This window comes from Variovorax sp. LjRoot175, assembly GCF_964253805.1.
In the GTDB taxonomy this organism is placed as follows: domain Bacteria; phylum Pseudomonadota; class Gammaproteobacteria; order Burkholderiales; family Burkholderiaceae_C; genus Variovorax.
Genome location: NZ_CAXURY020000002.1, coordinates 592,440 through 615,165 on the forward strand (window position 1 = coordinate 592,440; position 22,726 = coordinate 615,165).

Consider the following 22,726-nt stretch of genomic DNA (forward strand, 5'->3'; position numbering starts at 1 on the left):
GACGAACTTCCAGTATTGGCCCGCATTCTGCCCTTGGTCCTCATAGCTTCTTCATCATGAACGCTAGGTAGAGCCAATTGGTGCGGTTGTCGATGCGGCCGAACTCCTGGTAGCCGCGCTTCGCATAGAAATCGGGGGCCCGCCACTCGAAGGTATCGAGCTTCGCGCTATGCGCGCCCAGGCTCTTCGCCTTCGTCTCGGCCTGCTCGAGTAGTTCGCTGCCAAGCCCCGCAGTCCTAGCCGCCTCGTCGACCCAAAGCACGTCGATGTGGAGCCAGTACAGGAAGACGTATCCACGAAGCCCTCGATGGTTCAGGCGTCCAGCGCCTCGAGCACTTTGTCGACCACCATCGTTCGCGGCCGGCCGGCCATCGCTGTTTTCGTCGGCTATCGTCGAGGGCATGGCTTGCCTGCTGTTCATCGTTGCTGGTGCAGGAATGATCGGCTCGACCGCCTTGGCAATCATGTGACGGCGCGACTGCGCCGCGGTCCGCGCGACGTCGTGCACGCTCTCCAGCGTGGCGGGTTTTTCTTTGCCGATTGCCTTGCCGTCATTGCTCCCGTAGAGAACCGCCAGGCGCTCGATCGCCGCTATCAGCCGCCGCTGGATGTCGAAGGAATTTGTGATGCTTGGCGGTGCTCGAACGCGCCCGCATGTGCGCCCCGCCATCGAAAGCAGGCCTCCCGAACTTCGTTGACCAGCTCCGACAAGGGCTCCGGCGCCGTGCTCCGTTCGGCGCGCTGGATCACGAAGCGGGCGGGCGGCAGATGCGGCAGAAAGCTTCCTGGCGGAATGGAGCGCAGGCTGGGCGGCATGCCGGAAGGCGTCAGCACGGTGATGGCCAATCCGGTGGAGGCCGCCGCCACCAGTGCGCCGGCGCTCTGCGCGGTCAGCACGATCTGCCAGTTCGTCGATCCGTGGCCGGCCAGTGAAGCGAGCGCGGCTTCGCGAAACGGGCAGGGCTCCGAGAGAAAGGCGAGCGGGGCGGGCGAGTCCGGGTTCAGCAGCGCTCTTGCGGAAAACGCCCAGACGAGGGGCTCCATCCAGAGCGTCTCGCTGCCTTCGCCGGCATCGCAGACGGTGCCCACCATGAGGTCCAGCGATCGATGGCGGACCTGCTTCGCCAGAAGGGTGCTGATGCCGCAGGTGACCTCGACATGCACGTCCGGCCTGCGCTGGCGGAAGTTCGCCAGCGCAGCAAACAGCCATTCGCTGGCAAACCCCTCCGAGCACCCCAGGCGCAGCGTCGTCGCCGCATGCCGGGGCGCCGCGAGCCTGGAAACCACCTGCTGCTGGAGGCTCAGGATGCTCCTGGCATAGCTCAGGAGAACGCTGCCCTGGTGCGTAAGCTGCAGCGAACGTGTCGTGCGGTCGAAGACGCGGCAGCCCAGCTGCTCTTCCAGCCTCCGGATCTGCGCGCTGACGGCCGACTGCGTCAGGTGAAGGATGTCGGCCGCGCGAGTCACGCTGCCCTGGTCGGCGACAGCCACGAAGGCGCGCAGCAGTTGGGAGTCGAACATCCGGCTGTTTCAGTGAGAATTCTTCTGAATGACTGCAGATTATGTTGCTTGTGTGCACGCTTCGCCGGGCCTAGCCTTCAAGTCCGAACCAACCATTTGCTGCTGCTGCGCACGATCATGAAAGAACTTCTCTACATCGAGACCTCGCCCAGGAAGACGCGTTCCGCCAGCACGGAGGTCGCCCAGGCGTTCATCGGCGAGGTGCTGCGCAACCACCCCGGTTGCCGCGTGACGACGCTGAACCCGTGGACCATGGATCTTCCGGAGCTGTCGCAGGACATGCTCGACGCGAAATACGCCGGCATCAACGGCGTGCCCTTGACCGCGCCGCAGCAATTCGCCTGGGATCAGGTCAAGCAGACCGCCGCACCTTTCCACGTCGCGGACCACATCGTGCTGGCCGCGCCCTTGTGGAACTTCGGCGTGCCCTACAAGCTGAAGCACCTGATCGACGTGGTGTCGCACAAGGACGTGCTGTTCCGGTTCGATGCCGCGGGCCTGATCGGCATGCTCCAGACGCAGGCGGCAACGGTGATCTGCGCAAGAGGGCTGGACTATCCGCTGGGAGAAGACGGCTCCGCGCACGATCTCGATTTCCAGCGCCCCTACATCGAGACATGGCTGCGGTTCATCGGCGTGCGCGACGTGCGCTCGATCGTCGTGGAAAAGACGCTGCTGGGCCCGGAGATCGACGCCGGCGCAAGGGACGAAGCCAGGCGCAGCGCCGTCGAGCACGCCAGGAGCCTCTGAACACACGAGTGTCACTGATGGCCAGCACGAGGGGCCATGCCAGGGGCCTAGCGTCTTCGTCGCCGTTCCGCCACTTGTCTAGCTCTAGACTGGACGATCCGGGGCGAAGCCCCTTGCGCAAGGGCTCGGTTTGCTGACAGTTGGGGTCACCGGCGGAGCAGCGCCGCCGGCCAGCCGTTGCCCCAGCGACGCAAACCAGGCACCCACAGGCCCTGTGCACCGAGCGCCGCCGGCAAGGCCAGCGCCGCCGCATTGCCGCCGCCGATTGCTGGCTGGATCGCGGTGGCGGAATCGGCCAGGCGCCAGCCAAGTTGAGAGTTCTGCTGCATTGGCGCACCCAGCCACGTGGTCACGATCCGGGGCAACAGCTGCCGGCTCGAATCGAAGGTCGCGCTGGCCTGATCAGCCCGACCAGTCCGAGTCGGTAAAGACAGATTGATCGACAACCCGGAGGTCAGTTTCCTGATGCCGCCATGGGGGGTCAACTCCAGATGTCGTGACAAAGAGCGAAGCCGCTGGGCTGGATGCTCACCGGTTCCTGACCCAGATGACCTGTTTCTAGGTCGATGGCTCAACCACGCGGCTTTCAAGACGAAATCGCCCGTTCACTGCACTGTTATCCAAGGGCCTATCCACAGCCTTATCCAATGACGTCAGGGCTGAGGCCACGTGCATACAAATGGTTTCTGGCAACGTCCACTGAGGGAGGCAACCGGGTGTGCTGCTCCACCAAATGGCGGAAGCGAAGACGCATGATCCTCGGCATGAATGGCCGATGGAAACGGAAGACTTAACCGACGAACAACTGGCGGCCTCTGCGCACGTCTGGCGCCGAAAAGCATTTCACGGTGAGAAGCACGCGAGTTCCGTGGCACTGCATTTGCGCCGCGGTGGGCGATATACCTGCGACGGTCAGGTGGTGTATGGCTTCGTCGAAGCCAAGCTTCCGACGATTGTCGTTAGCGCCGTAGCAGCCTTGACTTAAAGGCCGTGACAGCATGCGAAGGAATGGCTCGCCGCAGTTTGCGATTGGGCCTCGCTGTGCGTGCCTTGTCTCGATATCTTCTTGCTCCGCCTCAACTAAAGACGGCCGCCGGAGGCTCGAAGGCGCGGATCGGCGCCAGCGCGCCGTCGTAGCGTTCGATTTGCACTGTGCTGAGCTGTCCCGCGCAGCCTTGCGCCAGCGACGAGGTGCCGATGTCGCGCGTCAGCACGTTGGGGTTGCCATGCACGCACATCGGGCGGCCCTGGTCGTCCATCGCAGGGTCGTACCAGGCGCCGGTGGGCAGTTGCACGACGTCTTCGCGCATGTCGGCACACAGGTGGGCGCTGGCCAGGCAGGCGCCGATCTCGTTGAAGAGCCGCACGATGTCGCCCTCCCTGACGCCGCGCGCCGCAGCGGCCGTCGGGTGCAGCGTGCAGACCTCGCGTCCGCGGCGCTTGCTGGCCTGGCTGTGCGCACCGAAGTCGAGCTGGCTGTGCAGCCTGGTGTGCGGTTGGTTGGCGACCAGCCACAGCGGATGCTCGGCGGTCGGCGCGAACTTCGGCGCAAGCCACGCCGGATGGCCCGGACAGTCGGCGTAGCCGAAGGCGGCAACGGCCGGCGAGCTGACCTGCACCTTGCCGCTCGGTGTGGGCAGCGGCGCGCTGACGGGGTCGTTCCGGAAGGCGCGCAGCATGCCGCCATCGTCGTCCCGCTGCGGCAGCATGAGTTCGCCGCGCTGCCAGAAGGTCTCGAAATCCGGCGCTTCCAGGCCCAGATCCTCGAGCCCGGTGCGGGTGCGTTCGTACAGGTGGGCCAGCCATTCGCGCGTCGTGCGGCCCTCGCTGAAGGCCTCGAGCGCGCCGAGGCGCCCGGCCAGCTCACAGAAGATGTCGTAGTCGTCGCGCGCCAGGCCGCATGGCTCGGCGATGCGGTGCATCGCCACCACCATCGGATCGGTGGGCGTAGCGCCGATGTCCTCGCGCTCCAGCGTCATGGTGCTGGGCAGCACGATGTCGGCATGGCGCGCGGTCGCGGTCCAGGCGATCTCGTGCACGACGAAGGTGTCGAGGGTGCGGAAAGCCTCGGCCAGGCGCGCTAGGTTCTGGTGGTGGTGAAACGGGTTGCCGCCCGCCCAATAGGCGAGGCGGATATACGGGTAGGTTCGGCGCTGGCCGTTGTAGTCGAAAGGCTGGCCGGGATTGAGCAGCATGTCGCTGATGCGCGCGACCGGAATGAACGCTTTCACGCCGTTGGTGCCCTGGGGCAGCGCGGCCGCCGGCACGGCGTTGTTGCGCTTGCCGTAGTGCGCCAGCGTGCCCAGCGCGTAGTTGTAGCCGCCACCGGGCAGGCCCAGCTGGCCCAGCGCCGCGGCCAGCACCGCGCCCATCCAGACCGGCTGCTCGCCGTGCTCGGCGCGCTGCAGGGAGTGCGACACGACCACCAGCGTGCGCTTGCCGACGAGCGAGCGGGCCAGCTCGACGAGCTGCTGCGCAGGCAGGTCGCAGATCGGTGCGGCCCAGGCGCAGCTCTTGGCCACGCCGTCGCTGCGGCCCATCAGGTAGTCCTCGAACGTGGCCCAGCCGGCGCAGCAGCGGGCAATAAAGTCGCGATCATGCGCGCCGTCGCTGACGATCTGGTGCACCAGGGCCAGCATCAGCGCCGTATCGGTGTTGGGCCTCGCGGGCAGCCATTCGAACTGCGCCTCCTCGGGCAGGTCGCTCCTGAGCGGGCTGATGGAGACGAAGCGGCAGACACGCGCCGCCGCTTCGCGCATGGAACCGCGCTCGATGTGGCGGCTGATGCCGCCCGAGGCCACGCGCGAATTCTTCAGCGCCATGCCGCCGAAGGCCAGTACCACCTCGGTGTGCTCGACGATCTGCTCCCACGTCACGTTGCGGCGCGCCACCTCTTCCATCGAGCCGAGGATGTGCGGCAGCATCGGGCCCGAGGCGCCGGCACTGTAGCTGTTGACCGAGCGCACGTAGCCGCCGAGCGTCGTGTTGAGGAAGCGGTGGACCTGGCTCTGCGCATGATGGAAGCGCCCCGCGCTCGACCAGCCGTAGGAGCCGCCGAAGACCGCGCCGGCGCCGTGCTGTTCCTTCACGCGCCGCAGTTCCCCGGCCAGCAGGTCCAGCACCTCGCTCCATGGCATGGCCACATACGCGTCCTGGCCGCGCATCGGATCGGGTCCCGGGCCGCGCTCCAGCCAGCCCTTGCGCACCATCGGGGTGGTTACGCGCGCCCTGTGGCGCAGCGCATCGGGAAAATTGTCGATCAACGGGTTCGGGTCCGGATCGTCCGGATGCGGCTTCACCGCGAGCGTATGGCCGTCCCAGGCGGCGGAAAAAACGCCCCAGTGGGCGCTGTGCGGATGGAAAACGGGCGTGTCGGTCGGCATGGTGCGGATGCTTGCTACTCGGCCTTCAATCCACCGCGCTCGACGGCGCGCTTGTAGTTCGCAACGTCCTTGACGATGAAATCGCGGAACAGGTCGCCGGTCAGCGTGGCTTCCCGCGCACCATCGGCGCGGTAGACCTTGAGCACTTCGGGATCCTTCATGGCTTCCTTGACGGCGCGGCCGATGGTGTCGACTACCTCCCTGGGCGTGCCGGCCGGAGCGGCCAGGCCATACCACTGCGTCATCACGACGTCGATGCCCGACTCCTTGAGCGTGGGCACGTCCGGCAGCGAGGGCACGCGGCGCGGGCTGCTCACGGCCAGCAGCCTGAGCTTGCCGCCGGTGATCTGCCCCATCAGCGGCGTGTAGGGCGCGAAGAAGCTTGCCACCTGGCCGCCGAACAGGTCGTTGAGCGCGGGACCCGAGCCCTTGTAGGGGATGTGCAGGATGTCCAGGCTGGCCTGCTGCTTGACCATCTCCATCACGATCTGCGCCGCGCCGCCGGTGCCGGTCGAAGCGTAGGTGAGCTTGCCCGACTTGGCCTCGGCCACGTAGTCCTTCATGGTCTCGATCTTCGAGTTGCCGCTCACCATCAGGCCGAAGGGCGTCTCGACCAGCTGGGCAATGGGCACGAAGTCTTGAGGCACCTTGTAGGGCAGGTTGCCGCGAATCGCGGGCGCGCTGCCCAGATTGCCGCTCATGGCGAGGATCAGCGTATAGCCGTCGGGCCGGGCGCGCGCCACGGTCTCGGCCGCGATGTTCCCGCCGGCGCCCGCCCTGTTGTCCACGATCACCGCCTGGCCGATGTGTTTGCCGAGCGCATTGGCGATGACGCGGCCGTAGAGGTCGCCGCCGCCGCCGGGCGGAAACCCCACGACCAGCTTGATCGGCTGCTCGGGGTAGGCAGCGTGGGCGATGCCCGTCAGGGCCGTGAAGCCCGCCACGGCGAGCAGGGCCGCCGAGCGGCGCAGGAAATGGCGTCTTGGTGTTGGCACGAGGGTGTCTCCGAATGGGCGATCAGGGGATGCAGCCGGCCTCGTCAGGCTGCCGGTCCTGTTGCGATCGGCGCGCCGGGCTGTGCGCTCCATTCGCTCCACGATCCGGGGTACAGCGCCGCGCCCTTCAGGCCCGCCACTTCCATGGCCAGCAGGTTGTGGCAGGCGGTGACACCCGAGCCGCACTGGTTTACCAGGTCCGTGGCGGGCCTGCCGCCGGTGATGGCGTCGAACTCGGCGCGCAGCTGGTGGGCGGGCTTGAAGCGGCCGTCGGCGTCCAGGTTGTCCTTGAACAGGCGGTTCTTCGCGCCGGGAATGTGGCCGCCGACCGGATCGATCGTTTCGTTCTCGCCTCGGAAGCGGTCGGGTGCGCGGGCGTCGAGCACAAGCTTGCGCCGACTGTCGATGTTGGCTTTCACCTGGTCGTAGGAAAGGGTCGTGACCAGCGGTTCGCGCAACGCGAAGTTGCCGGGCGCCCGCGCGGATGTCGCCTCGGTTGACACCGCAAGGCCCGCGGCCTTCCAGGCCGCGATGCCTCCGTCGAGCACGACCACGGCGCGGTGCCCGGCCCAGCGCAGCATCCACCAGAGGCGCGCTGCATACATGCCGCCCGCGTTGTCGTACGCCACGACCTGGGTGTCGCCGGCCACGCCGATCGCGGCCATGGTGCGGGCGAAGGCTTCGCGGGTGGGCAGCGGATGGCGGCCGTTGCGGCCGGTCTTCTCGGCCGAGAGGGCATGTTCCAGATGGAGGTAGACCGCTCCGGGGATGTGCCCCGCGTCGTAGGCCTGCTGGCCGGCGTCGAGCTTGGTCAGTTCGAAGCTGCAGTCCAGCACCAGCGGGGGATGCGCACTGCGTTGCGCGTCGGCCAGTTGCTCGGCGGAGATGAGGGCGTCGTAGGTCATGTGGTTCATTTCCTGGAATCGGCGAGGGCGTCCATGGCGCGCAGCGAACAGGGGTGCGGCTGGCGATGGTTCATTGGGAGACTTCCTTCATCAGCGCAGGCGTGATCGCCGCCTTGTAGCGCGCGATGTCCTCCACGATGAAGTTTCGAAAGCCATCCATCGGCAGGTCGCGCTCGATGGCGGCGTCCTTGCGAATGGCATCGCGTACCTCCGGCGTCGCCAGTGCGCGGCCGAGGTGATCGGACAGCAGCTTCACCACCGCCTGCGGCGTGCCGGCGGGCGCCACCAGGCCGTACCACTGCGTCACCGCCACGTTCACCCCAAGCTCCCTGAAGGTCGGCACCTCGGGGATCGCCGGGTTGCGCTTTTCTCCGGTGATCGCCAGCAGCCGCAGCTGGCCCTGGCGCACCTGGCCGACCAGCGGGGATGCGGTGGCGAAGAAGCTGTCGACCTGGCCGCCCATCATGTCGGTGATGGCCGGGCCCGACCCCTTGTAGGGCACGTGCAGCATCTCCACGCCGGCCTTCTGCTTGACCATTTCCATGCCGATGTGTGCGGCGCCGCCAGTGCCGGTGGAGGCGAAGCTCAGCTTCTGCGTCTTCGCGGCATCGAGCAGGTCGCGCGCCGTCTTGAAGCGCGAACCTTGGCTGACGAACAGGCCGTGCGGCGCCTCCAGGATCAACCCGATCGCCGTGAAGTCGTCGGGCACCTTGTAGGGAAGGCTCTGCGCCTTCATGGCGGGCGAGACCGCCAGGTTGCCGCTCATGGCCAGCAGGATGGTGTAGCCATCGGGCCTGGCCTTGGCAACGATGTCGGCGGCGATGTTGCCGCCGGCGCCGGCGCGGTTGTCGACGACCACGGCCTGCCCGAGCGTCTTGCCCATGGCGTTGGCGATCAACCGGCCGTACAGGTCGCCGCCGCCGCCGGGCGGAAAACCCACCACGAGCTTGAGGGGCTGTTCGGGGTAGGCCGCCTGGGCGGCGGGCGCGGCCAGGGCCAGCATGCCGGCGCCGGCCAACGCGAGGACGCACAGACGGCGGCGACTCGGGACGAGGGTGTGCATGTCATGTCTCCTTTATTGGTTCGTGAGCGAGGGAGGCGCCGTGCGCACTTCCCGGGGTGCAATTCACCGGAGCCAGGCCGCCTGCGCGGCCACGACACGGTCCACCGAGGCGCCGCACTGGCCCAGATAGGCCGCGGGATCCGTCATGTCGCGGATCTCGTCGTCGGTCAGCAGCTTGCCGAGGCCCGCGTGCTCGCGCATCGCGTCGGCGAACGTCAGCTTCTGCGTGATGCCGTGCATCGAGGCCTCGTAGATCCATTCGTGCGCGGTCTGCTTGCCGACGCGCTCCGACAGTTCCAGCATCACGCGTTCCGACAGCAGGTAGCCGCGCATCCTGTCGAGGTTGATGGCCATCACGTCGGCATTCACCTTCAGGCCCGCCAGCAGGTTCCTGGCCTGGAACAGCATGGCGCCGGCGATCATGCAGCACTCGGGCAAGGCCTTCCATTCCATCTTCCAGGCGATGCCGTCGCGCTCGCCCTCCTGCACCATGCCCTCGACCATCATTGCGGCGTTGTAGCGCAGCGGCCTGGACAGGCCCGCCAGGTTCTCGGCGGAGGTCGGGTTGCGCTTGTGCGGCATGGTGGACGAGCCGAGCTTCCCTTCAGAGAAACCTTCCTCGACTTCGCCGAACTCGTTGCGCTGCATGTTGAAGAGCTCGTTGCCGATCTTCGACAGCGTGCTGCCCACCATGGCGAGCAGGCTCGTGTATTCGGTGAAGCGGTCGCGCGCCGGTGCCCAGCTGATCGTGGGCACGCCCAGGCCGAGCTTCTGCAGCATCAGGGCCTCGAGCTCGATCGCCTTCGGGCCCAGCGAAGCCTGGCTGCCCACCGCACCGGCGAGCATGCCGACCAGGACGCGCGGTGCGGCCTGCACCAGGCGCTCGTGGTGGCGGCCGAGCTCGTCGAGCCACAGCGCACATTTGTGGCCAAAGGTGATCGGCAGCGCCTGCACGCCGTGCGTGCGGCCCGCCATGGGCGTGTCGCGGTGGGCCACGGCCAGGCGGCTGAGTTCCTTGCCCACGGCCTGCAGGTCGCGCATCGCCACGGCGTGGAATTCCTTGAGCTGCAGTGCCACGCCGGTATCGACCACGTCCTGTGTGGTGGCGCCGTAGTGCACCCATTCGCCGTTCTCCCTGGAGCAGGCGGCCTGCAATTGCTTGAGTGCTGGTACCAGTGAATGCTTGATGCGGCGGATCTCGGCCGACATCGCGACGATGTCGATGTTCTCGACCTTGGCCTTGCTCGCGATCTCCTTCGCGGCGGCTGCCGGGATGATGCCCAGCTCGGCCTGTGCGGACGCCAGCGCGGCTTCGAAGTCGAGCCACTTCTGGATGCGGTTCTCCTCGCCGAAGATGGCGCGCAGTTCATCGGTGCCCCAAAGGTGCTGAAGCGATTGCATGTCGAAGACGGAAACGGGCATGGAGGTCCTGTGGGTATTAGCGAGAGGTGAGGGAGTCCAGCAACGCGCGCGGCAGCATACGGCCTGGGTTGAAGGTGTTGGCCGGGTCCAGCGCACGTTTGATTTGCGCCATCGCGGCCAGCGCGACCGGGCTCTTGTAGTGCATGAAGGCCGCTTGCTTTTGCCGCCCGATGCCGTGCTCCGCGGAGATGGAGCCGCCCAGCCGCGCAGCGGTGGCATGCACGACACCGTGCACCGCCTCCTCGTGCGAACGGAAATCGGCATCGGCCATGCCGGCAGGCTTGCTCTGGTTGTAGTGCAGGTTGCCGTCGCCCACGTGGCCGAAGCAGACGATGCGAATGCCGGGCATCAGCTGCTGCAGCGCCGCGCCGGCCTCGGCGATGAAATCGGGAATGCGCGAGATGGCCACCGAGATGTCGTGCTTGATCGACGGGCCTTCCAGCCGCTGGGCCTCGGGGACGTGCTCGCGCAGCGCCCAGAAGGCATGGGCCTGGCTGTCGGAGGCGGCGAGCGCGGCATCCAGCACCAGCCCATCATGCATTGCGGCACCCAGCACGTCCTCCACCGCTGGCTGCAGGTCCAGGCTCGCGGAGACTTCGGACACGTCGAGCAGGACCGACCACGGCGTCACGCCGCCAAGCGGTGCGCGCATGCCTGCCGTGGCGTGCCGGAGCACCAGGCCCAGCGGGCCTTCGCCGATCAGCTCGAACGCGGTCACGCGCTCGCCCACCGCATCGGTCAGTCGCGACAGCAGCACCACCGCGGCCTGCGGGTCGCGCACCGCGACCCAGGCCGTGACCACCTGGCGCGGCCGCGAAAAGAGCTTGAAGGTGACGGCGGTCACGATGCCCAGCGTGCCTTCGCCGCCGATGAAGAGCTGCTTCAGGTCGTAGCCCGTGTTGTCCTTGCGCAGCGCACCCAGCAGATCGAGCACGCGGCCATCGCCCAGCACCACTTCCAGGCCCAGCACCAACTCGCGCGTGTTGCCGTAGCGCAAGACCTGCTCGCCGCCCGCGTTGGTGGAGACCACGCCGCCCACCGTGGCACTGCCTTCGGATGCCAGAGAGAGCGGGAACAGGCGGCCCGCCGCCTCGGCCGCCGCCTGCGCCTCGAGCACGGTGCAGCCGGCCTCGACCGTGAGCGTGTTGTCCAGCGGATCCGCGCGGCGAACGGCGCGCATGCGCTCGAGGCTCAGCACCACCTCGGTCCTCGAATCGTCGGGCGTAGAGCCACCGACGAGGCCGGTGTTGCCGCCCTGCGGCACGATGGACACGCCCGCGACCGCGCAGGCCGCGACCACGCGCGACACCTCGTCGGTGCTGGCCGGCCGCACCACGGCGCGCGCGGCGCCGGGGTAGGTGCGGCGCCACTCGGCCTCGTAGCGGGCCATGTCGGTGGCGGCCGTCAACACGTGGGCGGCGCCCACGATGCCGGACAGCGTCTCGGCCAGCGTGTCGGTGACAGGGGCGGCGGGAATGGCGATGGTCGCGGTCATGCAGAAGGCGGGTGCCTCTACGCGCCGATCGTCCCAGCGCGAGAAAAAACCCCGATGTCTCCGTCTCTAAAAACGCTTCTCGGCAACCCTGCACGATGGAGCAGGGCGGCCCTGCTCCATCGTGCAGGGATGGCTCATCTATGATTTGAAGTATTTCATTGATTGAAATACAGTTCAGTAAACAAAATTCTAATGAGCGTGCCAGGCACTGTCAACCGTGCTCGCCCCGGTGCGACGATCGAACACAATCTGCACCCATGAGATCCACCCCACCTTCGAAAAAGACATCGGACCTGAGCCCGGCTCGCAAGACGGCACGGCGCGCATCGAACGTTGCCTCGCTCGCGAAAGCGCCGGCATCGGAAGTGGAGGCCAGTGCGCCGCAGCCGCCCTCCGGCGTGCTCGAGCGCGGCCTGTCGATCCTCGAATGCTTCACCGAGGACCGGTTGCGCCTGAAACTGCGCGAGCTGGCCGAATGCACGGGCCTGGACAAGGCCACGCTGCTGCGGCTGCTCGGTGTGCTGGTGCGAGCCCGCATGGTCCACCGCTTCGACGACGGCGCCTACGCGCCCGGCCCGGCGCTGCTGCACATGGGCATGCTTTACCGGCGCACCTTCGATATCGGGACACGGCTGCAGCCGGTCCTGCAGGAGGTGATGCGGCAGACAGGCGAGACGGTGGCCTTCTACGTGCGCGATGGCGATGAACGCGTCTGCCTCTACCGCGAGAACAGCAGCAACGAGGTGCGCCACCATGTGGAAGTGGGCGCGCGGCTCAAGCTTTCGGCTGGCGGCTCGTCGTCGCATGTGCTGCGCTATTTCACGGGTGGCAGCACGCCCCAGGCGGCGGCCATAGCGCGCGATGGCTTTGCCATCACTCGCGAGGAACGCGTGCCGCAGATCGCGTCGGTGGCCGTGCCGGTGTTCGACAGCGATGGAGTCTTCCAGGGCGCGCTGGTCGTGATCGGTATCGCGCAACGGCAGAGCGCGGCGGCCCAGCGCAAGGCCGTGCAGGTCGCGCAACAAGCCTTGGTGCAGCAGGGCTTCAGCAGCCGTCCGCCCCGGGACTGGCACCGGTAGCCGCAGCGGGCGCGGCGCGCATGCCCCGACGGGTCAGCCGTTGTGCCGGTTTCGCCTTCCAGGCATGAAGCGGCAGACGCTAGGTTGCGCCGAACAGCGCGCTGGCCGGCGCGAAGGGCGCTGCGTCCTGCGTTGCATCCGTGAACCTCTCGCACCAAGCCCCCAGCGCGGCGGCCTGCGCATCGTTCATCGCGGGCACGAAGGTGCGCATGCGTTGCTGCAGGCCGGCCCACGTGTAGGGGTCTTCGGGATCGCCGCGGCGCAGTTCACGGTAGGCCGCGAGCTGCCTTCCATCGTGCAGCGTGATGGTCACCCGGCTTGGGCGGCGCTGTGGGAAGGCCTCTTGGAACTCGTTCTTCGGCAGCACCCACATGCGCGCGGCTAGCGCACGCAGCGTCGGGTTGTCAATGTCGGGCGCCTCGGTGTCGGCGATGCCGAGCGCGCCTTTTTGCAGCAGCACCGCCAGCACGTAGCGCAGGCAGAAGCTAGCCTCGGCCGGCTTGACGGGCCACTGCACACCAGCGATCTTGAGCGCGTGCGGGAAGATCTCGATCTTCATCGACTGCACGTCGGCGGCGCTGATGGCGTGCTCCTCGATGAGCGCGCGCGTGGCGTCGAGCGGCGTGAAAAGCATCGCGCATGCCGGCCAGGCCTTGATGCTGGCTGTATGCAGCCGCTCGGGCGCGTCCAGCCCCCCATCCACTGAGGTCAATGGACCTTCGCCCGCGAGCGCGGCGTACATGCCGCGCCGCCCGGTAAAGAAGGCTCGCGCGCCCGGCAGGCCGACCTGAGCGGCGTATGCTGCCGTCATGCCGTTACGCACGGCGAACGCGGGGTGCAGCGACTTGGACTCGTGCGCATCGTCGTCCACCAGTTGCCAGAGGCCGGCCGCCTGCGTGGCGGCGATGCCCAGCGCATGGTGCAGCCGTGGTGCATCCAGTCCCATCGCCATGCCGGCCGCAGCGGCTGCGCCGACGGTGCCGGCCGTGGCGGTCGCGTGAAACTGGCCTGCGTGGCGCGCGCCCAAGGCCTCGCCCAAACGCAGTGCGACTTCGTAACCGGCCACGATGGCCCGTGCGGCGCGTTCGCGCGTCAGCCTGAGGGAAGACGCCAGCGCCAGCACAGGCGTGATGGCGACCACGCCCGGATGCAGCATCGCCGCACGGTGGGCGTCGTCGATTTCGCGAAGGTGCGTGATGCCGGCGTTGACGAAGCCAGCAGCCAGCGGTGTCGCGCACGCGGCGTTGGTTCCGAACAGCGCCGCCTGGCCCGCGCCGGGCATCAGCGTCTGTCCCAGGCCGCGCAGGGTCGCGGCGGCCGGCAAGTCCCGAGCCGACCAGCCGGCGGTGAACCAGTCCAGCAGTGCCTGCGCCAGTCGCGCGCGCGTAACTGCCCGCAACGGCTGCGCCGCCTGATCGAACAGGTGCGCCACCAGAGTGGATTCGGGCAGGGCCGCGTTGGCGGAAGCTGTGGTCACGGCGATCACCATGTTTTATTGAATGAAATATATATCATTATATAAAATACTGCCTCTTGCTGAGACTTCCATGAGCCTCTCCATTCAATCCTTCTTCGATACGTCCACCGCCACGTTTTCCCATGTGGTCGACGACGGCGCTGGCGTCTGTGCCGTCGTCGACCCGGTGCTGGGCTTCGACCAGAATTCCGGCCGCACCCATTCGCGTCCGGTCGAGACCGTTGCCGCGCACATCGATGCGCACGGCCTGCGGGTGCAGTGGCTCCTTGAGACACATGCCCATGCGGATCACCTGTCCGGCGCGCCCTGGCTGCAGCGGCGCTTCGGCGGCGCGCTGGCGATCGGCGCGGGCATCACCGAGGTGCAGCGTGAATTCCGTGGTGTCTTCAACGCCGACGACATGGCTGTGGACGGCTCGCAGTTCAACCGGCTGTTCGCCGATGGCGAGGTCTTCTCCATCGGCCGACTGCAGGCTCAGGCGATGCATGTGCCTGGTCATACGCCAGCTGACGTGGCGTATCGCATCGCGGATCCGGGGGGCGGCCCGGATGCCGTCTTTGTGGGCGACACCTTGTTCATGCCCGACGTGGGCACGGCCCGCTGCGATTTTCCAGGCGGCGACGCGCCCACCTTGTTCCGTTCGATCCGCCGCCTATTGACGCTGCCGCTGAAGACAGTGCTCTACCTTTGCCACGACTACCCGCCCGCGCACCGCGAGGCAACCTGCATCACCTCTGTCGCACAACAGCGCGCTGACAACATCCATGTGCGCGACGGCGTACTCGAGGCGGTATTCGTTGCGCGCCGCCAGGCTCGCGACGCCACGCTGGCTTTGCCGACGCTGATGCTGCCGTCGGTGCAGGTCAACATGCGCGGCGGCCGCATGCCGCCTTCGGATGCCAACGGCACCGCCTATCTGAAGATTCCCGTGGACCGGTTGTGAACACGCGTTGGCGGCAGAAGGACTTGGGGGGCGGTATTCGATTGCGTCTTCGCCCCGATCTCGCGTACGCCCTTGGCCGAAACGAATGCTATTGACGTAGCTATGCTGCAACGGCTCGGCCCCCCCCGCATTGAGTCTGAAAACGCGCACTGCGCGCACCAGGCTGACGACACGCAGCGACTGCGCCGCGGCCGAGTGGGCTTCACGCTGCCAGATATACTCGTGGTGGCGTCGCTGCGGCCCAATTGCCGCGGCTCCGCGGCTCCTGTCTAAAGGCAACGCTGAAAAAGCCGCCGATTTGATTGGTTCATCGACGAGGGGTTTGCGCATTGCGGGATTGAGGGCCGGAGAGGAGCGATTTCGAGGCGATTGGGCGCCATGGGTGCCCGCGCAGGGGCGCTGGGCGCCCATTGTGGACGCACTCATATTCCAACCACTTGGGTTGATAGCTGTCATGCACCAGCTTGCGATGGCTGAACCCGCCGCCCGGCACTTCGCGCGGACCGTCAAACACCGTCCCACCGCCGGCGGTGAGCCAGGCGGCCCACCGCGAGATCGACGACTTCATGACCGTCCCGCGCTCGCGCTCAGGGTGACGAGAAGCTCGTCCAATTGCTCGAACTGCTCGGGCATCCCGCCTTCCATCCCGACGATGGCACCGTCGAGAGCTTCCTTCGAGGGATAGAGTTCGTGCAAGACCAGCAGCGTCTTGCCACCTTTTTCCTCGAAGGTCACCGTGGTGACGGCACCGTCGTCAGTTTCGTCATTGGTCCAGACGAGGCGCGAGTGCGGTGCCACTTCGATATACCTACCGAAGAACGCCATAGGCTTTGAGGCTTCGTGGCCGAACTCGAAACGGTACCTGCCCCCGACACGAACATCCGCCTCGCAGGAAAGCAGGGACACGCCTGTCGACTTCGGTGCCCACCACCGCTTGAGCAGCTCGGGCTTGGTCCACGCCTCGAACACGATGCGCGCCGAGCCGTTGAAGGTTCGCGTAACGACTAGCTCACGCTCGGATTTCCGTTCCACTGTCGTGCGGTTCTTCATGAGGGTAGGCTCACTCTCTCTTCTTGCGTCCATCGACCTTCTCCTTCCGTTTCAGTTCCTCGACAACCTTGTCCAGCTCGTCGAAGCGGGCGTCCCAGAGCTGGTGGTACCTCTCGATCCATGCCGCCTCTTCCTCAAGTCGGCGCAGGCCGAGCTTGCAGGTCCGCACGCGCCCGACCTTCTCCGTGGTGACGAGCCCCGCCTGCTCCAAGACGCCGACATGCTTCTTCATGCCCGTGAGGGTCATGTGGAACTTCTCGGCAAGGTCCGTGATTGAAGCGTCTGCACCTCCGAGCTGCTCCAGAACGCCGCGTCGGGTGGCGTCCGAGAACGCGGCGAACGAGGCATCGAAGCGGGCCCGGCTATACTGAACCATGCAGTTCAGTATACACACGGATTGGCGGCATGCAAGGGGAGGCCGAGCGCGCGCTGCGCTGCCGGCCGCCTTCCCCCAAATCGACCCCATCTTGATGCAGATTCAATCGACTCGGCGATCCCCAGGCCCGTAGCTTCGGAATTAAAAAAAGTCCACCACCCTTGCGTCGTTGCGTTGTAGTTGGATGAGCAACAAACCCTTGCCGCAGCAGCCGATCAAGGCGCCGGATTCGAACAGTACCGCCGAGCAACCAAGCGCGATGTGTTCCTTGCGACGATGAACGAGATCGTTCCCTGGCACGCACTGTGCGAGGTGATCGAACCGCACTACCCGAAGTCCGGCAACGGCCGCCCGCCAGTGGGCCTGGAGCGCATGCTGCGGATGTACTTCGTGCAGCACTGGTTCAACCTGGCCGATGAGGCTTGTGAAGAGGCGCTGCTGGACAGCACGGCACTGCGCGGCTTCGTGGGCATTGATCTGGGCCGAGAGCGCGTGCCCGACGGCACGACGTTGCTGAAGCTTCGTCGTCTGCTGGAGAAGCATCAACTGGGCGAGCGGCTGTTTGCCACGGTCGGCCAGGTGCTGCAGGCCCGGGGCCTGAAGGTGGGCACGGGCACCATCGTGGACGCCACCATCATCGGTGCGCCCAGCTCGACGAAGAACGCCGACGAGGCGCGCGACCCCGAGATGCACCAGACGCGCAAGGGCCAGCAATGGTTCTTCGGGCTGAAATGTGGTCGACCACATCTCATCCCTAATGTGGCGTTGGTCCATACGTGGCGCCCAGCGAGTCCGCCGTCTGGAGATTGGTCGATGAGCGCCACATAAGTTTCACGGCGACGTAGTCTCGGATTCCCTCAGTTCACAAGGGAGATCCGATCATGTTCGAGACTCTGTATCGGTATCCGCCCGTCGTGGCCCGGCATCTCGTTGGACCGGCGGCCAAGGAGCGAGGCCGCTTTGTCGCGCACTTCGCTGCGTCGGGTGCCACCAGCGATTCGGTTCCACCCGTCAAGCAAGCCGTGGCATACCCGGCCGCACATCATGTAGTTCCGGCGACCGTTGTGATTGGAAATTTATGTGGCGCTCAGCAAACGGCCTCCCGAGGGCGACGCCGCTTGGCGCCACATATGGACCAACGCCACATTAGGCATGAAGATGCACATCGGCGTGGACGGCCGCACGGGGTTGGCGCACAGCGCCGTGGTCACGGCGGCCAACGTGCATGACAAGCACCCGCTACCGGATCTGCTGCATGGCAACGAGCAGCGTGTCTATGGTGACAGCGCCTACGCCAGCCAGAAGTCGCTGGTCGAGTCCAAGGCGCCGCGGGCGCGTGACTTCACCAACCAGCGCGTGCGCAAGGGCGGCGAGATCGACGAGGCCGAGCGCTCGAAGAACCGCAACAAGTCCAGGGTGCGGGCTCGGGTGGAGCACGTCTTCGCGGTGGTCAAGCGGCTGTGGGGTTTCACCAAGGTGCGCTACCGCGGCCTGGCCAAGAACGCCACGCGCTCGTTCGTGGCCCTGAGCTTGGCCAACATCTACTTGGCGCGTCAGCGCCTCATGGCATGAGTGCGTCCACAATGGGCGCCCAGCGCCCCTGCGCGAGCACCCATGGCGCCCAATCGCCTCGAAATCGCTCCTCTCCGGCCCTCAATCCCGCAATGCGCAAACCCCTCGCCGATGAACCAATCAAATCGGCGGCTTTTTCAGCGTTGCCCTAAGCCGTCCGCTGCAGCGGCACAACGTTGTTGGCCGTCAAGATGGCGTCAATGCGCTGACCGAGTCGCTGCCATGCCTCACGCTTTTCTTCGGCGTAGTCATGATGCAGATAGTGCCTGCGCACTTTGCTGCCTGGCAACACGTGGTTCTGGCAGCGATCAATCACGTCCGGGCTGACGCGCAGCGCCTGCTTCATCGTGGAGGCGGTTCGACGCAGGTCATGCGGCGTCCATTCGCCGTTCTTGCCATCGGCTAGCACCAGCGAGTCATTGTTCCTGCGGTGTTGGAGAAGAATTCGCAACCTTCTCAAAGTGCCGCACTGCCGATCAACCCCAAGTTCGCCTTGAGCATGTCAAACACCTTGCGGGTACGCGGACTGATGACGTTCCTGCGGATGAATAAGTGGTAGGCCAAGTCGGGAAGGCGGGGTAGACCGTCATTTTCGCCCAGCACGCGTAGGTCCGCACCCACCAGCTCGACACCGCGCGCAGTCACGCCTAAGCCGGCACGCAGAGCAGCCTTGATACCTATCAAGCTCGAGGCGGTGTAGCTGGCCGTCCAGCGGATCCCGGCGGCGTCCAGCGCCTCACGTGCCATCTTGTGGAACACGCTGGGTCCTTCCACCAGGATCAGCGGCAGCGGCTTGACGCGGTCATGCATATAGTTGGCCGAACACAGCCACACGGTTGGCGATGTGCGCAACACCACGCCCTCCAGCGTGGCGTCGTGGCGGTTGGAGATCGTCATGTCGATCTCTCCGCGCTTGAGCGACTCCATGAGGAAGGGGCTTCGGCCCACTTGGATGTCCAACTGCAGCAGCGGTGAAGCGCGCGCCACCTGCGCCAGCAGCGGTGGCAGCATGGTGTCGGCCACGTCGTGCGGTGCACCTATGCGCAGCACGCCTTCGAGGTGGCCCTGCTGCAAGCTGCGCAGAGCCTCGTCATTGATCGTCAATAGGTGCCGCGCATATTCCAGCAGCTTTTGTCCATGTGGCGTCAGGCGTTTGTGGCGTCCGTGCTTTTCAAACAGGGGGCGGCCGATCTGGTCCTCCAGCCGCTGCATTTGCTGCGTCACCGCGGATTGCGTTTTGGACAGGCGCACAGCGGCGGCGGCGAAGCTGTCTTGCTCGTCAATGGCCACCAAGGCCCTGAGCAATTCCAGATCCAGGGTGTCCATATATTAATAAGTCTAATGTATTTGCTTTGGCTTCTCGCTTGTTGGGCGTAACTGGTTTGCCTAAAGTAAGTCCAGTCAGGCCTTATTTCACTTAGGAAACCTTCATGAGCGTAGCAGAGCAGCGCAAACAAGCGGTTGCGGAAAGCATTCGAAACATTAAAGATTCTGTTGGTAATGGCGAACCCACGCGCGAGTCTCTGGCCGCGGTGCTGGTTGCCCTCAACCAGCTCGCGGCGTGCAAAGAGTGGTGGAGCGCCAGTGAGTTCGCCGCGCCCCAAGGCGACGAACTGCAGGCTCGCTACCTGATTGCCGAAGACGCTGATCAGAGCTTCGCGCTCTACCTGAATGTCATGCGCCCAGGCAAGCGGATCGTGCCCCACAACCACACCACCTGGGCCTGTATCAGCGCGGTGGAAGGGATCGAGGTCAACCGCCTCTATGAGCGCCAAGACGATGGCTCGGCGCCGGGCAAGGCTCAACTCAAGCAGACCGGCTCCATGACGGTAGAACCCGGCACCGGCATCGCGTTGATGCCCGATGACATCCACTCCGTGGAGATCCCGGTCGGCCAGGTCATCCGCCACCTGCACATGTATGGCCGCGCGCTGGAGACGCTGAACGCGCGGACCGCCTACGACATGGAAAAAGGCACCTGCGAGACCATGTCCATCGGCGTGCCGACCCGACGCTCATGAACGCGCCCGACCACGCGCCAACCCTCGCAGTTGCAATGACATCCTGGGTAGAAGCGGCCACGCTCAAGGCCTGGCTGCACGACGGGCGCGAGATAGCGCTGTTCGATGTGCGCGAGCACGGCCAGTATGGCCAAGCTCACCTGTTCTACGGCATCTCCCTGCCTTATAGCCGGCTGGAGATCGAGGCTCCTCGCCTGGCGCCGCGCAAAAGTGTGCGCCTTGTCGTTCACGATGGCGGAGATGGCGTTGCGTTGACAGCTGCGCAGCGCCTGGTAGCGCTGGGTTACACCGATGTCCATGTGCTCCGTGGCGGCACGGCGGGCTGGCAGGCTGCGGGATTTCCGCTGTTTGCCGGCGTCAATGTTCCATCCAAGACCTTTGGTGAATTGGCCGAGCAGGTCTATCGCACGCCACATGTCGGCGCGAATGATCTGGCGGCGATGCTGGAGCGCAAGGAAGACGTCGTGGTGCTCGACGGACGGCCGTTCACCGAGTTCCAGAAGATGAACATCCCGACGGCCATCAATTGCCCCAACGGCGAGCTGGCCCTGCGCATCCGCAGCCTCGTTCCGAGCGAGAAGACCCGCATCGTGATCAACTGCGCAGGGCGCACGCGCAGCATCATCGGCGCGCAGACGCTGATCAATCTGGGTTTGCCCAACCCGGTGTTCGCGCTGGAGAACGGCACGCAAGGTTGGCACTTGGCCGACCTGGCGTTGGAGCATGGGGGAAGCCGCCGCTACGGCAATGCGGACGAACCCGCCGCAAAAAGCGCCATGCAGGCAGCGGCCAGCGCATTGGCCCGGCGCTTCGAAGTGCCTACAGTCACCGCGGACACCGTGCGCACGTGGGCGGTCGATCCGCAGCGCACCTTGTTTTTGTGCGACGTGCGCACTCCCGAAGAATTCGCCAAGGGCAGCCTGCCCGGCGCCCAGCACACGCCGGGCGGCCAACTGATGCAGGCCAACGACCAGTACCTGGGTGTGCGCCATGCCCGACTGGTGGTGTTCGATTCGGACGGTATTCGTGCTCGTACGGTGGCGAGCTGGTTGCGCCAGATGGGCCATGACGCCAGCGTGCTGGACCAGGGCCTGGACAGCGGACTCGCGCTCCCTCCGGCCGAGATTGCGCCGTTGCCGCCGCTGCCGTCCATCAGCCCGAAGGCATTGGCTGCGGGTCTGGCCGGGCGCGGCGTGGCCGCCATCGACTTGCGGCCCAGCATGCAGTTTCGCAAGGGGCACATTGCAGGCACGCGTTGGTCGATCCGTCCGCGCCTGACCGCCGCCTTGGCTGGCGAGCAGCGGCCGGTGGTGCTGATTGCGGACGATCCCGCGGTAGCGGGCTGCGCGGCCATTGACCTTGCGGAGCTCGGCCTGCACGCCAGCCTGCTCGAAGGCGGCACGGCGAATTGGCAAGCTGCGGGGCTGCCACTGCGCGCCGGTGACGGCGCGCTTCCCGACAGCGATTGCATCGATTTCTTGTTCTTCGTCCACGACCGGCACGACGGCAACAAGGAGGCGGCGCGCCAGTACCTCGCCTGGGAGGTCAACCTGGTTGGCCAACTGGACGCGCTGGAACTGGGCGCGTTCCGTTTGCTGCCCGCTCTGCCGCCGCACCCGTCCTCACCTTCCGCTTGATCGCCTGAGTCAACTGCCCTTCACTTCACGGGAGACCGCCATGCTTGCCAAGATCAAACTCACCGCCGCCTCGCTCTGCTGGAGCCTGTGTGTCCTGCAGGGTGCATCAGCCCAGCCCATGCCGCAGGTGGGCGAGTTTCCGAACCAGCCGATCAAGTTCGTCTCCCCGTTTCCGCCTGGCGGCGGCAATGACGCCAGCACGCGTTTCGTGACCAGTCGCCTCCCGGAGATCATTGGCCAGTCCGCTGTGGTGGACAACCGCGCGGGCGCCGGCGGCAACATCGGCGCGAAGGCGGTAGCCGAGGCCAAACCCGACGGCTACACGGTTCTTACGGGACAGGTGTCGCTGATGGCCGTGAATCCCTCGCTCTATGCCGCGCCGGGCTTCGATCCGTTGAAGAACTTTGTGCCCATCACCCAGATCAATGCCGCGCCGTTGGTGCTGGTCGTGGCCAGCAACTCACCGCTCAAAACCATTGCCGATCTGGTCGAAAAAATAAAGGCGCAACCTGGTCGCGTCACCTATGCCACGCCTGGCAATGGCACGCTCTCGCACCTGGTGGGCGTGGTGCTGGAAAAGGACAGCGGGATGACCATGACCCATGTTCCGTACAAGGGCGCGGCCCCGGCGATGACCGACCTGTTGGGTGGCCAGGTGGACCTGCTCATTACCTCCACCGCATCGGTGGCCGGCTCCATCCAAAGCGGCAAGATGCGCGCCTTGGCGGTGACCAGTCCGCGCCGCATCGGTGTGTTCGAGAAGGTGCCCACGCTGGAAGAGCTGGGCTACCGCAACACGACCTTTGAAGACTGGTACGGCTTCTTTGCTCCGGCCGGCACGCCGCCCGATCGCGTTGCCTATCTGAACAGGAGCATCGTTCGCGCACTCAACACGCCCGAAGTCACCAAGCTGATCACCGACGGCGGCAGCGCCGTGGTTGCCAACGGTTCCGCCGCCTTTGCTGCACAGCTGAAGGATGACATTGCCCGCTGGTCGCGCGTCGTGAAGCTCTCGGGCGCCCGTCTGGACTAGCCCC

21 protein-coding genes and 2 pseudogenes are annotated in these 22,726 nt (G+C 66.0%); 9 read left to right on the plus strand and 14 right to left on the minus strand.

Annotated features, from left to right (window positions below; translation table 11 throughout):
- Positions 1–40: 40 nt before the first annotated feature.
- Together ACSQ89_RS32860 and ACSQ89_RS32865 are read right to left on the minus strand one after the other, a co-directional pair.
- Complete coding sequence (locus ACSQ89_RS32860) at positions 41–670, minus strand: GNAT family N-acetyltransferase (protein ID WP_436296858.1); 630 nt, start codon at positions 668–670, stop codon at positions 41–43.
- Complete coding sequence (locus ACSQ89_RS32865; RefSeq protein WP_093110313.1) at positions 595–1,521, minus strand: LysR family transcriptional regulator; 927 nt, start codon at positions 1,519–1,521, stop codon at positions 595–597. Before ACSQ89_RS32865 ends, ACSQ89_RS32860 begins: the two co-directional genes overlap by 76 nt.
- Before the next feature lie 117 nt (positions 1,522–1,638).
- Between ACSQ89_RS32865 and ACSQ89_RS32870 the strand changes: the two genes are divergently transcribed.
- Complete coding sequence (locus ACSQ89_RS32870; protein WP_093110383.1) at positions 1,639–2,271, plus strand: FMN-dependent NADH-azoreductase; 633 nt, start codon at positions 1,639–1,641, stop codon at positions 2,269–2,271.
- A gap of 146 nt (positions 2,272–2,417) precedes the next feature.
- Here the strand turns inward: ACSQ89_RS32870 and ACSQ89_RS32875 are convergent, their stop codons facing one another.
- A complete protein-coding gene (locus ACSQ89_RS32875) occupies positions 2,418–2,756 on the minus strand; it encodes a hypothetical protein (RefSeq protein ID WP_436295518.1) in 339 nt (112 codons plus the stop codon).
- Between the two features lie 290 nt (positions 2,757–3,046).
- Between ACSQ89_RS32875 and ACSQ89_RS32880 the strand changes: the two genes are divergently transcribed.
- Positions 3,047–3,256, plus strand: coding sequence for a hypothetical protein (locus tag ACSQ89_RS32880; RefSeq protein ID WP_093110311.1), 210 nt, complete (start codon positions 3,047–3,049; stop codon positions 3,254–3,256).
- Between the two features lie 91 nt (positions 3,257–3,347).
- On the opposite strand, the gene ACSQ89_RS32885 is transcribed toward ACSQ89_RS32880, so the two are convergent.
- The 6 genes from ACSQ89_RS32885 to ACSQ89_RS32910 form a co-directional block, all read right to left on the minus strand.
- The gene (locus ACSQ89_RS32885; RefSeq protein WP_436296859.1) at positions 3,348–5,654 is read right to left on the minus strand and encodes a molybdopterin-dependent oxidoreductase; all 2,307 of its coding nucleotides are present in this window, start codon (positions 5,652–5,654) and stop codon (positions 3,348–3,350) included.
- A gap of 14 nt (positions 5,655–5,668) precedes the next feature.
- Positions 5,669–6,649, minus strand: coding sequence for a Bug family tripartite tricarboxylate transporter substrate binding protein (locus ACSQ89_RS32890; protein ID WP_436296860.1), 981 nt, complete (start codon positions 6,647–6,649; stop codon positions 5,669–5,671).
- Between the two features lie 44 nt (positions 6,650–6,693).
- Entirely contained in the window at positions 6,694–7,563 is an 870-nt protein-coding gene (locus ACSQ89_RS32895) for a sulfurtransferase (RefSeq protein ID WP_436296861.1), read from the minus strand.
- 61 nt (positions 7,564–7,624) lie between these two features.
- Positions 7,625–8,617, minus strand: coding sequence for a tripartite tricarboxylate transporter substrate binding protein (locus tag ACSQ89_RS32900; protein WP_093110308.1), 993 nt, complete (start codon positions 8,615–8,617; stop codon positions 7,625–7,627).
- A gap of 63 nt (positions 8,618–8,680) precedes the next feature.
- Complete coding sequence (purB, locus tag ACSQ89_RS32905) at positions 8,681–10,039, minus strand: adenylosuccinate lyase (protein WP_436296862.1); 1,359 nt, start codon at positions 10,037–10,039, stop codon at positions 8,681–8,683.
- A 16-nt stretch (positions 10,040–10,055) separates the two neighbouring features.
- The gene (locus ACSQ89_RS32910; protein WP_436296863.1) at positions 10,056–11,534 is read right to left on the minus strand and encodes an FAD-binding oxidoreductase; all 1,479 of its coding nucleotides are present in this window, start codon (positions 11,532–11,534) and stop codon (positions 10,056–10,058) included.
- A 257-nt stretch (positions 11,535–11,791) separates the two neighbouring features.
- Here ACSQ89_RS32910 and ACSQ89_RS32915 point away from each other — a divergent pair, with 257 nt between their 5' ends.
- On the plus strand, positions 11,792–12,613 hold the full coding sequence (locus ACSQ89_RS32915) for an IclR family transcriptional regulator (RefSeq protein ID WP_436295524.1): 822 nt from the start codon (positions 11,792–11,794) through the stop codon (positions 12,611–12,613).
- 79 nt (positions 12,614–12,692) lie between these two features.
- Here ACSQ89_RS32915 and ACSQ89_RS32920 read toward each other — a convergent pair whose 3' ends face one another.
- Positions 12,693–14,090 (minus strand): MmgE/PrpD family protein, encoded by a 1,398-nt coding sequence (locus ACSQ89_RS32920; RefSeq protein WP_436296864.1) that lies wholly within the window; start codon positions 14,088–14,090, stop codon positions 12,693–12,695.
- Between the two features lie 70 nt (positions 14,091–14,160).
- Between ACSQ89_RS32920 and ACSQ89_RS32925 the strand changes: the two genes are divergently transcribed.
- Positions 14,161–15,033 carry an MBL fold metallo-hydrolase gene (locus ACSQ89_RS32925; protein ID WP_093110304.1) on the plus strand — a complete coding sequence of 291 codons (873 nt, stop codon included), beginning with the start codon at positions 14,161–14,163 and terminating at the stop codon, positions 15,031–15,033.
- A gap of 564 nt (positions 15,034–15,597) precedes the next feature.
- Here ACSQ89_RS32925 and ACSQ89_RS32930 read toward each other — a convergent pair.
- Both ACSQ89_RS32930 and ACSQ89_RS32935 read right to left on the minus strand, forming a co-directional pair.
- Positions 15,598–16,083, minus strand: coding sequence for an SRPBCC family protein (locus ACSQ89_RS32930; RefSeq protein ID WP_093110380.1), 486 nt, complete (start codon positions 16,081–16,083; stop codon positions 15,598–15,600).
- Positions 16,084–16,093: 10 nt separating this feature from the next.
- Positions 16,094–16,459, minus strand: coding sequence for an ArsR/SmtB family transcription factor (locus ACSQ89_RS32935; protein WP_093110303.1), 366 nt, complete (start codon positions 16,457–16,459; stop codon positions 16,094–16,096).
- Between the two features lie 180 nt (positions 16,460–16,639).
- On the opposite strand from ACSQ89_RS32935, the pseudogene ACSQ89_RS32940 reads away from it, so the two are divergent.
- A pseudogene (locus ACSQ89_RS32940) lies at positions 16,640–17,191 on the plus strand (IS5 family transposase); the annotation flags it as partial.
- A gap of 417 nt (positions 17,192–17,608) precedes the next feature.
- A pseudogene (locus tag ACSQ89_RS32945) lies at positions 17,609–18,031 on the plus strand (transposase); the annotation flags it as partial.
- 148 nt (positions 18,032–18,179) lie between these two features.
- On the opposite strand, the gene ACSQ89_RS32950 reads toward ACSQ89_RS32945, so the two are convergent.
- On the minus strand, positions 18,180–18,377 hold the full coding sequence (locus ACSQ89_RS32950; protein WP_436295527.1) for a hypothetical protein: 198 nt from the start codon (positions 18,375–18,377) through the stop codon (positions 18,180–18,182).
- 110 nt (positions 18,378–18,487) lie between these two features.
- Positions 18,488–19,357 (minus strand): LysR substrate-binding domain-containing protein, encoded by an 870-nt coding sequence (locus ACSQ89_RS32955; protein ID WP_093110302.1) that lies wholly within the window; start codon positions 19,355–19,357, stop codon positions 18,488–18,490.
- 104 nt (positions 19,358–19,461) lie between these two features.
- Between ACSQ89_RS32955 and ACSQ89_RS32960 the strand changes: the two genes are divergently transcribed.
- From ACSQ89_RS32960 to ACSQ89_RS32970, 3 genes are read left to right on the plus strand one after another with little or no spacing between them, the layout of a single operon-like run.
- Entirely contained in the window at positions 19,462–20,052 is a 591-nt protein-coding gene (locus ACSQ89_RS32960; RefSeq protein WP_436295528.1) for a hypothetical protein, read from the plus strand.
- A 35-nt stretch (positions 20,053–20,087) separates the two neighbouring features.
- Positions 20,088–21,689 carry a rhodanese-like domain-containing protein gene (locus tag ACSQ89_RS32965; RefSeq protein WP_436297267.1) on the plus strand — a complete coding sequence of 534 codons (1,602 nt, stop codon included), beginning with the start codon at positions 20,088–20,090 and terminating at the stop codon, positions 21,687–21,689.
- 40 nt (positions 21,690–21,729) lie between these two features.
- On the plus strand, positions 21,730–22,722 hold the full coding sequence (locus ACSQ89_RS32970) for a Bug family tripartite tricarboxylate transporter substrate binding protein (RefSeq protein ID WP_093110299.1): 993 nt from the start codon (positions 21,730–21,732) through the stop codon (positions 22,720–22,722).
- The last annotated feature ends 4 nt before the right edge of the window (positions 22,723–22,726 follow it).

Excerpts from the sequence above, each read along its gene's own strand:
- ACSQ89_RS32860 (WP_436296858.1), bottom strand. The coding sequence starts at position 670 with ATGGCGGGGCGCACATGCGGGCGCGTTCGAGCACCGCCAAGCATCACA.
- ACSQ89_RS32865 (WP_093110313.1), bottom strand. The coding sequence starts at position 1,521 with ATGTTCGACTCCCAACTGCTGCGCGCCTTCGTGGCTGTCGCCGACCAG.
- ACSQ89_RS32870 (WP_093110383.1), top strand. The coding sequence starts at position 1,639 with ATGAAAGAACTTCTCTACATCGAGACCTCGCCCAGGAAGACGCGTTCC.
- ACSQ89_RS32880 (WP_093110311.1), top strand. The coding sequence starts at position 3,047 with ATGGAAACGGAAGACTTAACCGACGAACAACTGGCGGCCTCTGCGCAC.
- ACSQ89_RS32885 (WP_436296859.1), bottom strand. The coding sequence starts at position 5,654 with ATGCCGACCGACACGCCCGTTTTCCATCCGCACAGCGCCCACTGGGGC.
- ACSQ89_RS32895 (WP_436296861.1), bottom strand. The coding sequence starts at position 7,563 with ATGAACCACATGACCTACGACGCCCTCATCTCCGCCGAGCAACTGGCC.
- ACSQ89_RS32900 (WP_093110308.1), bottom strand. The coding sequence starts at position 8,617 with ATGCACACCCTCGTCCCGAGTCGCCGCCGTCTGTGCGTCCTCGCGTTG.
- purB (WP_436296862.1), bottom strand. The coding sequence starts at position 10,039 with ATGCCCGTTTCCGTCTTCGACATGCAATCGCTTCAGCACCTTTGGGGC.
- ACSQ89_RS32910 (WP_436296863.1), bottom strand. The coding sequence starts at position 11,534 with ATGACCGCGACCATCGCCATTCCCGCCGCCCCTGTCACCGACACGCTG.
- ACSQ89_RS32915 (WP_436295524.1), top strand. The coding sequence starts at position 11,792 with ATGAGATCCACCCCACCTTCGAAAAAGACATCGGACCTGAGCCCGGCT.
- ACSQ89_RS32925 (WP_093110304.1), top strand. The coding sequence starts at position 14,161 with ATGAGCCTCTCCATTCAATCCTTCTTCGATACGTCCACCGCCACGTTT.
- ACSQ89_RS32930 (WP_093110380.1), bottom strand. The coding sequence starts at position 16,083 with ATGAAGAACCGCACGACAGTGGAACGGAAATCCGAGCGTGAGCTAGTC.
- ACSQ89_RS32935 (WP_093110303.1), bottom strand. The coding sequence starts at position 16,459 with ATGGTTCAGTATAGCCGGGCCCGCTTCGATGCCTCGTTCGCCGCGTTC.
- ACSQ89_RS32950 (WP_436295527.1), bottom strand. The coding sequence starts at position 18,377 with ATGAAGCAGGCGCTGCGCGTCAGCCCGGACGTGATTGATCGCTGCCAG.
- ACSQ89_RS32955 (WP_093110302.1), bottom strand. The coding sequence starts at position 19,357 with ATGGACACCCTGGATCTGGAATTGCTCAGGGCCTTGGTGGCCATTGAC.
- ACSQ89_RS32960 (WP_436295528.1), top strand. The coding sequence starts at position 19,462 with ATGAGCGTAGCAGAGCAGCGCAAACAAGCGGTTGCGGAAAGCATTCGA.
- ACSQ89_RS32965 (WP_436297267.1), top strand. The coding sequence starts at position 20,088 with ATGACATCCTGGGTAGAAGCGGCCACGCTCAAGGCCTGGCTGCACGAC.
- ACSQ89_RS32970 (WP_093110299.1), top strand. The coding sequence starts at position 21,730 with ATGCTTGCCAAGATCAAACTCACCGCCGCCTCGCTCTGCTGGAGCCTG.